Origin of the sequence: Pseudomonas sp. CFBP2511 (assembly GCF_030209255.1) — a bacterium.
Classification (GTDB): Bacteria; Pseudomonadota; Gammaproteobacteria; order Pseudomonadales; family Pseudomonadaceae; genus Aquipseudomonas; species Aquipseudomonas avellanae.
Window position 1 is genome coordinate 26,697 of record NZ_JARVSI010000017.1, and the last position, 14,358, is coordinate 41,054.

13 protein-coding genes are annotated in these 14,358 nt (G+C 59.1%); 2 read left to right on the forward strand and 11 right to left on the reverse strand.

From position 1 onward, the window contains the following. Nucleotides 1-219: 219 nt before the first annotated feature. The 7 genes from QRN38_RS14945 to QRN38_RS14975 all read right to left on the reverse strand — a co-directional run bounded on the left by QRN38_RS14945 (nucleotide 220) and on the right by QRN38_RS14975 (nucleotide 9,605). Nucleotides 220-1,113: a response regulator gene (locus tag QRN38_RS14945; RefSeq protein ID WP_005768363.1), complete on the reverse strand. Its 894-nt coding sequence runs from the start codon at nucleotides 1,111-1,113 to the stop codon at nucleotides 220-222. A gap of 203 nt (nucleotides 1,114-1,316) precedes the next feature. After that, nucleotides 1,317-2,078 (reverse strand): phosphate signaling complex protein PhoU, encoded by a 762-nt coding sequence (gene phoU, locus QRN38_RS14950; RefSeq protein WP_003378397.1) that lies wholly within the window; start codon nucleotides 2,076-2,078, stop codon nucleotides 1,317-1,319. A 70-nt stretch (nucleotides 2,079-2,148) separates the two neighbouring features. Continuing rightward, nucleotides 2,149-2,982, reverse strand: coding sequence for a phosphate ABC transporter ATP-binding protein PstB (pstB, locus tag QRN38_RS14955; protein WP_024667551.1), 834 nt, complete (start codon nucleotides 2,980-2,982; stop codon nucleotides 2,149-2,151). Between the two features lie 66 nt (nucleotides 2,983-3,048). After that, on the reverse strand, nucleotides 3,049-4,665 hold the full coding sequence (gene pstA, locus QRN38_RS14960; protein WP_007245007.1) for a phosphate ABC transporter permease PstA: 1,617 nt from the start codon (nucleotides 4,663-4,665) through the stop codon (nucleotides 3,049-3,051). Between the two features lie 68 nt (nucleotides 4,666-4,733). Then, nucleotides 4,734-7,019: an ABC transporter permease subunit gene (locus tag QRN38_RS14965; RefSeq protein ID WP_057419135.1), complete on the reverse strand. Its 2,286-nt coding sequence runs from the start codon at nucleotides 7,017-7,019 to the stop codon at nucleotides 4,734-4,736. 128 nt (nucleotides 7,020-7,147) lie between these two features. Further along, nucleotides 7,148-8,146 (reverse strand): phosphate ABC transporter substrate-binding protein PstS, encoded by a 999-nt coding sequence (locus QRN38_RS14970; protein WP_057419134.1) that lies wholly within the window; start codon nucleotides 8,144-8,146, stop codon nucleotides 7,148-7,150. A 169-nt stretch (nucleotides 8,147-8,315) separates the two neighbouring features. Continuing rightward, entirely contained in the window at nucleotides 8,316-9,605 is a 1,290-nt protein-coding gene (locus QRN38_RS14975) for an MFS transporter (RefSeq protein WP_005768352.1), read from the reverse strand. A 430-nt stretch (nucleotides 9,606-10,035) separates the two neighbouring features. Between QRN38_RS14975 and QRN38_RS14980 the strand changes: the two genes are divergently transcribed. Beyond that, nucleotides 10,036-10,437: an acyl-CoA thioesterase gene (locus QRN38_RS14980; RefSeq protein WP_003378389.1), complete on the forward strand. Its 402-nt coding sequence runs from the start codon at nucleotides 10,036-10,038 to the stop codon at nucleotides 10,435-10,437. 90 nt (nucleotides 10,438-10,527) lie between these two features. Next, nucleotides 10,528-11,439: a D-hexose-6-phosphate mutarotase gene (locus tag QRN38_RS14985; RefSeq protein WP_057419133.1), complete on the forward strand. Its 912-nt coding sequence runs from the start codon at nucleotides 10,528-10,530 to the stop codon at nucleotides 11,437-11,439. Between the two features lie 25 nt (nucleotides 11,440-11,464). Here the strand turns inward: QRN38_RS14985 and QRN38_RS14990 are convergent, their stop codons facing one another. The 4 genes from QRN38_RS14990 to purE form a co-directional block, all read right to left on the reverse strand. After that, nucleotides 11,465-11,998 carry a DUF3299 domain-containing protein gene (locus tag QRN38_RS14990; RefSeq protein WP_005621857.1) on the reverse strand — a complete coding sequence of 178 codons (534 nt, stop codon included), beginning with the start codon at nucleotides 11,996-11,998 and terminating at the stop codon, nucleotides 11,465-11,467. 83 nt (nucleotides 11,999-12,081) lie between these two features. Beyond that, a complete protein-coding gene (locus QRN38_RS14995) occupies nucleotides 12,082-12,327 on the reverse strand; it encodes a GlsB/YeaQ/YmgE family stress response membrane protein (RefSeq protein WP_003378385.1) in 246 nt (81 codons plus the stop codon). 287 nt (nucleotides 12,328-12,614) lie between these two features. Next, a complete protein-coding gene (locus QRN38_RS15000) occupies nucleotides 12,615-13,697 on the reverse strand; it encodes a 5-(carboxyamino)imidazole ribonucleotide synthase (protein WP_024665996.1) in 1,083 nt (360 codons plus the stop codon). A 9-nt stretch (nucleotides 13,698-13,706) separates the two neighbouring features. After that, entirely contained in the window at nucleotides 13,707-14,198 is a 492-nt protein-coding gene (purE, locus tag QRN38_RS15005; protein ID WP_003340324.1) for a 5-(carboxyamino)imidazole ribonucleotide mutase, read from the reverse strand. Between the last annotated feature and the right edge of the window lie 160 nt (nucleotides 14,199-14,358).

The following is a 14,358-nucleotide window of genomic DNA, read 5'->3' on the forward strand; positions in this document are numbered from 1 at the left end:
TGGATTTCCAGTAGTGATTTGCATTTTCATGCGACTGGAAAAACTAAATAGACTATTGCCCGGCACCGATAGACGACGAGCTGTATGGATGACGCAGGAAAAGCCGCCGCGGGTTGTAGGCTGCGCTGTGACGCGCAGCGTCGAGAAAGGCGTCCCGACCACGGAGCATCGGTGCGAGAGTCAGACCCTCTCGTTCCGCACGCCCCTGCACCAGCGGTATCAGGCCCCCGGAACGAAGTGCTTCTGCGCCGTGCCGCGCGCGATCAGACGCGACAGGTAATCCAGCTTCTGTGCATCCTGATCGACAAAGCGGAAGGTCACTTGCAGCCATTCGCTGTCAGGCTTCTGCTCGAACGCAGCCACCGAGTGCAGGTAGCCGTTCAGACGTGCGACTTCGTTGCTTTCGCCCTGCTCAAGGTCCAGTACGGCGCTCTCGAGTACCTGCGGCAGCTTTTCGCTGACGCGCACCACCAGCGTGGCGTCTTTCAGGCTCAGGGCCTTGATCACGCACGGCTGAGTACCGTTGGGCAGGCGCAACTGACCCTGACCACGACCGGTAGGCTCTGCCGAGCGGACTGCTGCGACTGGCGGTGCTTTAGGGATACTGGCAGGCGCTGCAGCAGACGTGGCGCGAACCACCTCGGCCTTGCCGCCTGTCAGTGCACTGAGCGAGTCGTTGAGCGGCGAATTCATGCGCGCCGGGGCCGTGGACATGACCGCATCCAGCTTGCCGACCTTGGCCAGCGCTTTCTTGACCTTGCTCAGCAACTGCTCGTTGGTGAATGGCTTGCCGACAAAGTCGGTGACGCCGGCCTGGATCGCCTGCACGACGTTTTCCTTGTCGCCACGGCTGGTCACCATGATGAACGGAACGGTTTTCAGGTAATTGTCTTGCTCGCGGCACCATGTCAACAACTCAAGGCCGGACATCTCGGGCATTTCCCAGTCGCACAGAATCAGATCGAACGACTCTTTGCTCAGCAATGCCTGAGCCTTGCGACCGTTGACCGCGTCCTCGGTATGAATCCCGGGAAAATAATTGCGCAGCCCTTTCTTGACCAAGTCGCGAATGAAAGTCGCGTCATCCACCACCAATACACTGACCTTACTCATCGACGCTCCTGCGGGCGTGTTCACCTGGAGGCGAACTGCGGTATGCCAACACGCCCTTTGTTTCGGCAAGCATAGCGTTGACCGATGGCCAACAGCCATATTGATTGACTACGCCGCGACATTTAATCCGCAGGCGACGGAAATATTGCGCTGCACAACGAAAAACGCCCAGCGCGTGCCGGGCGTTTTTCTCGCAGGCAATCTTACTTATCGTCAGCGTTGCCCGGAACATTAGCGGTTTCGCTCGAGATACCCTGCACTTCTTCCTTCATGCGCTTGAGGCCCATGTGCCGCACGTCGGTCCCGCGCACCAGATAGATCACCAGTTCGGAGATGTTGCGTGCGTGGTCGCCGATGCGCTCCAGCGAGCGCAGCACCCAGATGACGTCCAGTACCCGGGAGATCGAGCGTGGGTCTTCCATCATGTAGGTCGCCAGCTCACGCAGAGCGGTCTTATACTCGCGGTCGATGATCTTGTCGTACTGCGCGACCGACAGGGCCAGCTCGGCGTCGAAGCGCGCGAACGAGTCCAGCGCGTCACGCACCATGTTGCGCACCTGATCGCCGATATGCCGCACCTCGACGTAACCGCGCGGTGCCTCGCCCTCATCGCAGAGCTTGATGGCACGGCGGGCGATCTTGGTGGCTTCATCACCAATGCGCTCCAGGTCGATCACCGACTTGGAAATGCTGATGATCAGGCGCAGATCGGACGCCGCAGGCTGACGACGAGCCAGAATGCGCAAGCATTCTTCGTCGATGCTGCGCTCCATCTGATTGATCCGGTCGTCAACCTCACGAACACGCTGGGCAAGACCGGAGTCGGCCTCGATCAATGCCGTGACCGAATCGTTGACCTGTTTCTCGACCAGGCCACCCATTTCGAGCAAATGGCTGCGAACGTCTTCGAGTTCAGCGTTGAACTGTTGGGAAATGTGATGCGTATGGCTGTCTTTGTGGATCATGCTGGGTGTCCTTGGAACGTCCGGTTAATTGCGAAAACGCAGCGGTGGTTCAGGGCTGACGAAGCACGTCCTAGCCGTAACGACCGGTGATGTAGTCTTCAGTCTGCTTTTTTGCCGGGTTGGTGAACAACGTATCCGTGTCACCGAACTCGACGAGTTTGCCCATGTACATAAACGCGGTGTAATCCGACACCCGAGCCGCCTGCTGCATGTTGTGGGTAACGATCACAATGGTGTATTTGGATTTCAGTTCGTAGATCAGTTCTTCGACTTTAAGGGTCGAAATCGGATCGAGTGCCGAACAGGGTTCGTCGAGCAGCAGGACTTCCGGCTCCACGGCGATCGTTCGGGCAATCACCAGACGCTGTTGCTGACCACCGGACAAACCCAGGGCCGACTCATGCAGCCGGTCCTTGACCTCATCCCACAGCGCCGCAGCCTTCAAAGCCCACTCGACAGCTTCATCGAGTACGCGTTTTTTGTTGATCCCCTGAATGCGCAGCCCATAGACCACGTTTTCATAGATGGTCTTGGGAAACGGGTTCGGCTTCTGGAACACCATGCCGACGCGCCGACGCAATTCAGCGACTTCCTCGCCCTTGGTATAGATGTTGTGCCCGTACAGGTTGATGGCGCCTTCGACGCGGCAGCCATCGACCAGATCGTTCATGCGATTGAAACTGCGCAGCAACGTCGACTTGCCGCAGCCGGACGGACCGATGAACGAGGTCACCTTCTGTTTGGGGATATTCAGGGCGATGTCGAACAACGCCTGCTTGTCGCCATAGAACAGACTCAGCCCCGGCACTTCGATGGCCACCGTCTCCTCGGCCAGGTCCAGGACTTGTTTGCGACGTCGCAGGGCCGGCATGTTCATGCCGTGAGTCGGTCTTTCATGCTGCATGGATTGCTCCTGTGCGAACCATTCGTTGCATCGAACTGCCCTGCTTGCCCGCAGGCGTCGTAAGGATCAATTGTCGAGCGCCTTGTACTTTTCCCGCAAATGATTACGAATGCTGACCGCCGACAGGTTGAGCAAGGCGATGACCAGCACCAGCAACAGCGCGGTGGCATAAACCAGCGGTCGTGCCGCCTCGACATTGGGGCTCTGGAACCCTACGTCGTAAATATGGAAACCCAGGTGCATGATTTTCTGATCGAGGTGCAGGTAAGGATAGTTGCCATCCACGGGTAATGACGGGGCCAGTTTGACCACACCCACCAGCATCAACGGCGCCACCTCACCGGCTGCGCGGGCGACCGCCAGAATCAGACCGGTCATCATCGCCGGGCTGGCCATTGGCAGCACAATCTTCCACAGCGTCTCGGCCTTGGTGGCACCCAGTGCCAGCGAGCCCTCGCGCAGGGTCAGCGGAATGCGCGCCAGCCCTTCCTCAGTGGCCACGATCACCACCGGAACCGCCAGCAGCGCCAGCGTCAACGAGGCCCATAACAGGCCAGGCGTGCCGAACGTCGGGGCCGGCAGCGCTTCGGGAAAGAACAGACGATCCACCGAGCCGCCCAGCACATAAACGAAAAACCCGAGGCCGAACACGCCGTACACAATCGCCGGTACACCGGCCAGGTTATTCACGGCGATGCGGATCAGGCGGGTCACCAGGCCCTGACGCGCGTACTCACGCAGATAAACCGCCGCCAGCACACCGAACGGCGTCACGATCACTGCCATGATCAGCGTCATCATCACCGTGCCGAAGATGGCCGGAAAGATACCGCCCTCGGTATTGGCCTCACGCGGGTCGTCGCTGAGAAACTCCCACAGCTTCTGGAAATAGAAACCCAGCTTGGTGAACGTGCCCATCGCATTAGGCTGATAGGCATGCACCACCTTGCCCAGGCTGATTTCGATTGTTTTGCCGTCGGCATCGCGGGCCGTCAGGCTGTCACGGTCAAAGGCCTGATGCAGCGTTTCAAGACGGCCCTCGATGACCTTGTAGCGCGCGTCCAGCTCGGCACGCTCTGCCGCCATGTCGGCTTGCGCAGCGGCATCCAGCTTGCCGGCCAGCTCCAGCTTGCGAGCCTGCAGACGCAAGCGCTCAATGCCATGATTGATCGCGCCGATGTCTTTCTTTTCCAGGCTGTAGAGCTCGTCAGCGAGCGTTTCGATGCGTTTGATGCGTTCTTGCAGGGTTGGCCAGGCCGCCTCGCCTTCGGCCACGACTCTGCCACCTTCCTTGACGTTGACCAGATAGCCGTAGAAATTGCCCCACTCGCGGCGCTCCAGCGTCATCAGCTCTGCGGGGCTGCTTTGCCCGCTCAGCCACTCGCCGACTACCCAGGTGAAATCGCTGGGGTTCAGGTCACGGTTGCCAACCTTGAACAGCTCACGGGTCATGAACTCCGGCCCCTGATCAGGCACCGGCAGACCAGCGCTTTTCAGGCGCGCACGCGGCACCTGCTCCTGCTCGACCAATTCACCGACCAGAACATGCGCCGGCTGATCGGGCACCGCGTACTGCGCGACCACCAGGTCAGCAGGCCAAAAGTGCCCCAGCCCGCGCACGGCGATCACCGCCAGCAGCCCGATGGTCATGATCACCGCGATGGAAACGGCGCCCGCACTCATCCAGACGCCAGGCGCGCCGCTTTTGAACCAGCTTTTGAGTGAGTTCCGTTTCAACAACGTCTACCTTCCTACAGCAACGAATATTGCTTGCGCAGGCGCTGACGAATCAGCTCTGCGAGGGTGTTCATCACAAAGGTGAAGATCAGCAGCACCAACGCGGCCAGAAACAGCACCCGATAATGACTGCCACCGACTTCCGACTCGGGCATTTCCACCGCAACGTTGGCCGCCAGGGTGCGCATGCCTTCAAACAGGTTCATGTCCATGATCGGCGTGTTGCCCGTGGCCATCAGCACAATCATGGTTTCACCCACCGCGCGGCCCATACCGATCATCAACGCCGAAAAAATGCCCGGGCTGGCGGTCAGGATGACGACCCGCGTCAGGGTCTGCCAAGGTGTTGCGCCCAGTGCCAGCGAGCCGAGGGTCAGGCTGCGTGGCACGCTGAACACGGCGTCTTCGGCAATCGAATAAATGTTGGGGATCACCGCAAAGCCCATCGCAATGCCGACCACCAGCGCGTTGCGCTGATCGTAGGTAATGCCCAATTCGTCCCGGATCCACGTGCTCATGTCGCCACCGAAGAACCAGTTCTCCAGGTGCGGGCTCATGCTCAGGGAAAACCAGCCTACCAACAGCACGACAGGAATCAGAATCGCGCCTTCCCAGCCATCGGGCACGCGCAGGCGAATCGAATCAGGCAGACGGGTCCAGAAAAAGCCTGCCAGCAGAATACCGATCGGCGTGAGCAGCAACAGGCTGAAGATGCCGGGCAGGTGCGCTTCCAGGTACGGCGCAAGAAACAGTCCGGCAAAGAAGCCGAGAATCACCGTCGGCATCGCTTCCATCAATTCGATCACCGGCTTGACCTTGCGGCGCATGCCCGGTGCCATGAAATAGGCGGTGTAGATAGCTGCAGCAACGGCCAGCGGCGCGGCCAGCAGCATGGCGTAGAACGCCGCCTTGAGCGTGCCGTAGGTCAGCGGTGCGAGGCTCAGCTTGGGCTCGAAGTCGGAATTGGACGCCGTGGATTGCCAGACGTACTTGGGCTCGTCGTAGTTCTCGTACCAGACCTTGCCCCACAGCGAACTCCAGGACACTTCCGGGTGCGGGTTATCCAGCGTGAGGGGCAACAACTTGCCGCCACTTTCAATCAACACCTGATTGGCGCGCGGCGACAGCGTCAGGATGCCGGGGCCATCTGCAACCTTTTCGACCAGCAATGTGCGGTGCGCAGTGCTGTGAAACACCCCCAGCCGGCCCGACTCATCAAGGGCGATAAAACCTTTGCGACGCTGCTCGGCCCTGATCTGACGGATCGGCGCTTTGCCCATCTTGAAGTCACGAATCCGCATGAAGCGCTGTTCGCCATCAGTGTCACGGGCCATGAACCACTGGGACATGCTGCCTTTGGAGTTGCCGATGATCAGCGAAATACCGCCGACCAACTGAGCGCTGGCGGTGATTTCGGCGTTGCCGTCTTCCAGCAGCTTGTAACGTCCATTGAGGCTGCGATCACGCAGGCTGAACACATCCGCCTGCGCCCGGCCATTGATAACGTACATCCATTGCTGGCGCGGGTCGATGTAGATGGCTTTGACCTCGGCGGACATCTGCGGCAATTCGATGCGTGTCTGGTCACGAGTCATTTCGCCGGTCATCATGTTTTCTTTCTGTTCGAGCGACATGACGTGCAGCTGGGTTCCAGTAGAGCCCGCCACTTTCAGGCTGTCGCCGTCCGCGCTGACCGTCACATGTTCGACCGCCCGCCCGGCTTCATCCAGCACCAGCGGTGTTTCGCCGTAAGGCCAGGCCACGCTCGGGGTGATGGTTTTCTGGTTGTTCGGGTACGTGGTCAGGTAGGTATGCCTGAAAATCAGCACCTGACCATTGGAAAGGCCCAATGCTATAAGCGGCGCGCCGGGCTGATCCTTGCCGATGGAAGCAACGGACACACCCGCAGGGAGCGGCAAGGCCACCCGATGCAGCTCTGCGCCGCTCTGAACATTGAAAAAGATCACCTCGCCCTTGTCGGAAACACGCATGCCGATCAGGTTCTGCTCTTCGATCGAGATCATCAACGGCTCGCCGGCGCCCTGCATCCACGGCGCATCAAGCGCAGGTGCAGAGGTCAGGCTTGCGCCTTTGAACAGCGGCGCAACGACATAGGCCAGATAGAAGAAGATCAGCGTGATGGCGGCCAGCACGGCGAGACCACCAATGGCGACGTACCAGTGAGTGAGCCGATCCTTGAGCGCGCGGACACGACGCTTGCGCTGCATCGCAGGCGTATTGAAGTCGATCCGCTCCGGAGGCGAACGCTGATTCATCGAGGATTTGAACAGCTCATTCATGCGCACACACCGTAGACGCCTTGTATGACAAAAACATTACAGCAAGGTGACGCAGAAAAGCCCGCTGCCCGTGAAGCCGGCGGCGGACTGTCGAACGTGTGTGCAGGCCAGTCCATTGCGCCTCGCGGCTACTTGACTGCCAGCCCGCTTGCGACCTGCAGGCCGAGATCAGTCAGGGTCTTTTCCACTACGCGCGCGGGCAGCGGAATATAACCGTCTTTCATCACCACTTCCTGGCCTTGTCTGGACAGCACCAGTTTGACGAACTCTGCTTCCAGCGGTGCCAAAGGCTGGTTGGGTGCCTTATTCACGTAAACGTAGAGAAAGCGCGACAGCGGATAGGTGCCGTTCAACGTGTTGGCTTCGTTGTCTTCGACAAACTCGCCACCCGCTTTCTTGGCCAGCGGCACGGTCCTGACATTGGACGTTTTATAACCAATGCCCGAGTAACCAATACCGTTCAGCGAGTTGCTGATGGCGCTGACCACCGATGCCGAACCCGGCTGCTCATTGACGTTGGCCTTGAAGTCGCCTTTGCACAGGGCTTCTTCCTTGAAGTAACCGTAAGTGCCTGACACCGAGTTGCGACCAAACAGCTGGATCGGCTTGCCCGCCAGATCGCCCGTCACGCCCACATCACCCCAGGTTTTTGCATCAGCCCTGGCACCGCACAGCCGGGTTACTGAGAAAATCGCGTCCACTTGCTGCAGGGTCAGGCCCTTGATCGGGTTGTCCTTGTGCACGAACACCGCCAGCGCATCGACCGCGACCGGAATCGCAGTAGGTTTGTAACCGTGCTTTTGCTCGAAGGCCGACAGTTCGCCGTCTTTCATCCTGCGGCTCATCGGCCCCAGGTTGGCGGTGCCTTCGGTCAATGCAGGCGGGGCGGTGGAAGAACCCGCCGCCTGAATCTGGATGTTCACGCTCGGGTATTCTTTCTTGTACGCCTCGGCCCACAAGGTCATGAGATTTGCCAGGGTATCGGAACCGACACTGGAGAGATTGCCCGACACACCCGAGGTCTTGGTATAGGCCTTGATGGCTGGGTCGACGGCCGCGAAAGTGTGGGTTGCTGCCACTCCAGCGGCAACGAACGTCAGTGCAGTCATCAAACGCTTGAGTGTCATTCCTTGCGCTCCCGGCAGGGTATGTAGGTGTTCACAAGCCTCGTCGGCCCGTCTTGTGAACACTCTATGAATTGATTATGACAATAAGATGAAAAGGCCACCGCCCCTGAGCAGGGGCGACAGCCTTTTAGCGGTAGGGATCAACAAGCAGGTTTTCAGGCGAAGCTGATCAACGCTTCCTGGTCAGCAGGAACACACCGATTGCCATGCCCAGGCCGCAGAGAATCGCGACATACCAGGACGGCCCCATCGGGCTGCTCTTGAGCATGAAGGTCACCACCATCGGCGTCAGACCGCCGAAAATGGCGTACGCCAGGTTGTAGGAAAACGACAGCCCGGAAAAGCGCACCACCGGCGGGAAGGCTTTGACCATGACGTAAGGCACCGCGCCGATGGTGCCGACGAACAGCCCGGTGATTGCATAGAGCGGGAACAGCACCTCCGGGTGGCTGCCGAGGACGTGATAAAACGTCCAGGAACTGACCAGCAGACCGGCACTGCCCAGCAGAAATACCCAGCCTGCACCGAAACGATCCGCCAGCGCGCCGGCAGCGATGCAGCCCACACTGAGGAACACGATGGCCAGGCTGTTGGCCTTCAACGCCGTGGCCGCCGGGAAGCCATAGATAGTCTGCAGGATGGTAGGCGTCATCAGGATCACGACAATGATGCCCGCCGACAGCAACCAGGTCATCAACATCGACAGCGCAACGGCACCGCGATGATCACGCAACACCGCCTTGAGTGGCACTTCTTCTGCCAGAGCCTTACGCAGTTGCAGCTCGGCAAACACCGGGGTCTCGTGTAGCAGGCGACGCAGGTACACCGACATCAGACCGAACACGCCGCCCAGCAGGAAAGGAATCCGCCAGGCGTAGTCCGACACTTCAACCGGTGTATAAATGCTGTTGATCGCCGTGGCAACCAGCGAGCCCAGCAAAATACCGGCAGTCAGGCCAGCCGTCAGTGTGCCGCAGGCATAACCGACGCGACGTGCAGGTACATGCTCGGACACGAACACCCACGCCCCCGGCACTTCGCCGCCAATGGCCGCGCCCTGAATGACCCGCATCACCAGCAGCAGAATGGGTGCCCACATGCCAATCTGCGCATAAGTGGGCAACAGGCCCATGATCAGCGTCGGCACCGCCATCATGAAAATGCTCAGGGTGAACATTTTCTTGCGCCCCAGCAGATCGCCGAAGTGCGCCATGATAATGCCGCCTAGCGGTCTTGCCAGATAACCGGCGGCGAAAATGCCGAAGGTCTGCATCATGCGCAGCCAATCAGGCATATCGACCGGGAAAAACAGCTTTCCAACCACGGCCGCGAAAAACACGAAGATGATGAAGTCGTAGAACTCCAGGGCACCACCCAGAGCGGACAGCGACAGGGTTTTGTAATCGCTGCGAGTCAACGGCCGCGCAGGCTGCGTGGAACTTGAGGGAACAGATGACATGACAAGGCTTCTCTTTACTTGTTCTTCGAAGGGGGCAAGCGACAGCAACGCTGGCTGCTGCGGGGTGCCGTGCAGAAGCGATAGTCGGGAGCAACGGTGCAGATAGGCACCAAAATTGCGTGTACAGGCAGTCTTGTTACCTGTAGAGGTCCAGCAAGATAGCAAATTGCTTTCAAAAAACACATGTCAAGAACTGCATCAATACAAAATGAAAACCCGACGGTCGTTCTAAGACGCAACGCCCGATATACTCGCAAGCCGTCAACAGCAGTGGGAAGTTGTGCGAAAACGTCTGAATCAGCGGGTTTCGCAGAGTTTCCCTTAGGCCACACCGGTGCTGAACCCCTAACGTTCATGCGCATGGTTTTGAATGGCCCCTGTTAACCGCGGCACACAATAATGAGAGTCATGGGTCAGAGGCACCCTAGGCATGATCGAGCTCGAACAAGAAGATCCAACTCCGCAAGGCGACCTTGCGCTGCAAATTACTGCTCTTCCCCGTGAAACCAACGGCTTCGGCGATATCTTCGGCGGCTGGCTGGTGTCTCAGATGGACCTGGCCGGGACTGCAATGGCCAGCAAAGTGGCCGGCGGTCGCGTGGCGACCGTGGCTATCGATCGCATGGCGTTTCTGGTGCCGGTCGCAGTCGGCGAGCAGCTTTCCTTTTATACGCGCACCCTGGAAGTGGGGCGCACCTCGATCAAGATGATGGTCGAAGTGTGGAGCGATGACCCGGTTACCAGCGAGTGGCGTAAGGTAACAGAGGCCGCATTCGTGTTCGTGGCCATAGATTCCAGCGGCCGGACACGCTCGGTTCCTGCACGACGGTAAATTGTTGCTCGGCCCAGGTTTGGCTGCGCGGTAAACTCATTCTTCGTGAAGCGGTCTATTTTCGTCACGGTCATTGAGTGAGAACCTTGCATGCCAACATCCCCGGTTGAACCCCTCGTCGAATCCGTCCAGTACGATGAACTGAACTGTTGGCGCATTCGCCACGGCGAAGCAGAGCTGCTGGTCGCCCAGCAAGGCGCACACATCCTCAGCTATCAGGTGGCCGGACAACCGCCACTGGTGTGGCTGAACGAAGAAGCGGCGTTCAAGAAAGGCAAAGCGATCCGTGCGGGCATGCCCATCTGCTGGCCGTGGTTCGGCAATCTGGAGCGCAACCCTCAGAGCGTGCAGGCCATGCGCGACAGCAGCGAACCCGCCAAGGCCCACGGAGAAGTCCGCGCACTGGACTGGCAACTGCTCGGTATTGGCGCAGATGGCGATGCACTGCTGGTGGAGTTTGTCCTCCCCGAAGCTGAAGGCCACTTGCCAGGCTGGCCGCACAACGTCGCCCTGAAACTGAGCATTCGCCTGGACCACGCACTGAACGTCAGTCTGGTCAGCTATAACTGCGGCGCAGAACCGGTCACCTTCAGTCAGGCGTTGCACACCTATTTCGCCGTCAGCGATGTTCGTCAGGTCAGCATCGAAGGACTCGACGGCCTGCGCTACATCGAAACCCTGGCAAACTGGGAAGAACGCGAACAGACCGGCGACCTGACGTTCACCGGCGAAACCGATCGTATCTACCAGGACACGCCAGGTGTGCTCAGCATCGTCGACCCCGAGTGGCAACGACGCATCCACATCCGCAGCACCGGCTCGAAATCAGCCATCCTGTGGAACCCGTGGATCGAGAAAACCGGCAAATTCACCGACATGGCAGCCGACGGCTGGCAGCGCATGGTCTGCGTCGAAACCGCCAACGTGCTGGACGACGTGGTCACGCTGGCGCCTGACCAGATGCATGTGCTGGGTGTGAGTATCTGGGGTGAGGCGCTCTGATCACAGTCTGATTAACGATCAGCCATCAAAGGTCCGACTCGACCACCACGCGGACCTTTGATGCATCCATTGCGTAAGCGGCATCGGCCAGATCGTTACTGACTTTCTCGATCTTGAGTGTGCCTTCTACCCACAGCGGTGTGTAGATGTCGTCCAGCTTCAGACCCTTGGGGTAGCGCACCAGCACCAACTGGTTGGGCGGCGGAGGCGGCACGTGGATGCAGGCGCCGGGGTAAGGCACGATAAAGAACAGCGTGCTATGACCTTTGGCGTCGGTTTCGAGGGGTACAGGATAGCCACCCAAGCGAATGGTCTTGCCGTTCATGGCCGGGACGGTCTTGGTGGAATACATCACTGCCGGCAAACCCTTGCTCTGCTTCAAGCCACCTTTGCTGTCGAACGTGCCCATGGCTTCCGGAGAGTTGTGGTCAATCTCGGGCATGGCGTCGAGGGCTTTTTGATCGGACTTGGGCATCAGCTCAAGCCAGTCGGTTTCCGGCAACTGGGCGTGTGCAAGCCCGGAAAGCAGTAAAAGGGTCATCAACAGAAAGCGACGCATGATAAAGCTCGGCAAAAGGGAGAAGAGTTGCCGCGCATTCTAGCCCTCTGCGCCGTACAGAACAGAGGGCTGAACATGAAACGTTATTTCTTTTTGATCATGCCGTAGATAACCAGCAGGATGATTGCACCGACCAGTGCACCGAGGAAACCTGCACCCTCGCCTGCGTGATAGATACCCAATGCCTGGCCACCATAGGTTGCCGCGAGCGAACCGGCGATACCCAGCACAATGGTCATGATCCAGCCCATGCTGTCATCGCCCGGCTTCAGAAAGCGAGCCAACAGACCAACGATCAGGCCGATAAAGATGGTTCCAATGATACCCATGCCATTTCCCTCTGTATTAAGTGAACATGCCTGGGCAATAGCAGCCCCGACTTACTGCTATCTGAGAACAGTAGCAGGGAATGGTTCCGGCAAAATGGCGAGTTTGAGTCGAGGTGGAGAATTCTTCATGAATGGCAGGGCATCTGCATCCTCTCGCGACCCAGAGCGCCACGAACTGCCAAAACCCACGGTCGCCCCCACAAGGTCAACTATCGTGCGACGCTCTGCGTCGCATGCCGTTCTGGACGCTCCGCGTCCTCTTGCGACGCAGAGCATTGGCACAAGCGTTACGGCTTGATCAGCGCTTCGACCAACTTCACCTGGCGATCCAGCGTGGCGTGGTCGGCGCTGCGAACGGTGGCGTGGCCCACTTTGCGGCCAGCCTTGAACGCTTTACCGTAGTGGTGCAGGTGACAGTCCTCGACAGCCATGACCTTGTCCACCGCTGGCACTTCGCCGATAAAGTTGAGCATGGCGCTCTCGCCAACCTTGGCCGTCGAGCCCAGTGGCAGACCGGCAACCGCCCGCAGGTGGTTTTCGAACTGGCTGCACTCGGCGCCTTCGGTGGTCCAGTGGCCGGAGTTGTGCACACGCGGTGCAATCTCGTTGGCTTTCAGGCCACCGTCGACCTCGAAGAACTCGAATGCAAGCACGCCGACGTAATCGAGCTGCTTCAACACACGCCCGGCATAGTCTTCTGCCAGTGCCTGCAAGGGGTGATCGGTGCTGGCAATGGACAGGCGCAGAATGCCGCTGTCATGAGTGTTGTGCACCAGCGGGTAAAAACGGGTTTCACCGTCACGCGCACGCACGGCAATCAAGGATACTTCCCCAGTGAACGGCACGAAGCCTTCCAGCAGGCAAGGCACGCTGCCCAGTTCGGCGAACGTACCGACCACATCGGCTGCCGAACGCAGAACCTTCTGGCCCTTGCCGTCATAACCCAGGGTGCGGGTTTTCAGAACAGCGGGCAGACCAATGCTGGCCACGGCGGCATCCAGGTCGGCTTGCGACTGGATATCGGCGAAAGCCGGGGTCGGAATGCCCAGATCCTTGAACATGCTTTTTTCAAACCAGCGGTCACGCGCAATGCGCAGCGCTTCGGCACTCGGGTAGACCGGCACGAACTGCGACAGGAACGCGACGGTTTCAGCCGGAACGCTTTCAAATTCGAACGTCACCAGATCGACTTCGTCAGCCAACTGACGCAGATGATCCAGATCGCCATAATCGGCACGCAAATGCTCACCCAACGCAGCTGCGCAAGCATCCGGCGCGGGATCGAGAAAGGCGAAGTTCATGCCCAGCGGCGTCCCTGCCAATGCCAACATGCGACCGAGCTGGCCGCCACCGATTACACCGATCTTCATGGAAAAACCTCAGGCGTGGCGTGGGTCTGGATTGTCCAGGACGCTGTCTGTCTGCTCAGTGCGAAATTTCTTCAGCGCTGCGTGAAATTGCGGGTGCTTGGCGCCGAGAATGCTTGCCGACAGCAGCGCTGCGTTGATCGCACCGGCCTTGCCGATGGCCAGCGTCGCGACCGGAATGCCAGCGGGCATCTGCACGATCGACAGCAGGGAATCGACACCCGAGAGCATGGAGGACTGCACCGGAACGCCCAATACAGGAAGGTGAGTCTTGGCAGCGCACATACCCGGCAAGTGAGCGGCACCACCGGCACCGGCGATGATCACTTCAATGCCACGGCCTTCGGCTTCGTCGGCGTACTGGAACAGCAGGTCCGGCGTGCGGTGAGCTGACACCACTTTGACTTCAAAAGGAATGCCGAGCTTTTCCAGCATGTCGGCGGTGTGGCTAAGGGTGGACCAATCGGACTTGGAGCCCATGATCACGCCAACCAGTGCGCTCATCGTCGTGCCTCTCATCGGGCGCCCGCAGGCGCGTCTTAAAACAACAAGCCACGCAGGGAACCGGCGTGGCTTGCTGTACGAATAATGACCGACTTAGCCGGCCAAAGGCCGCGCAGTATAGCGCAAAGTTGCCTGTTTAAAGCACCTGCGATCACCTTCT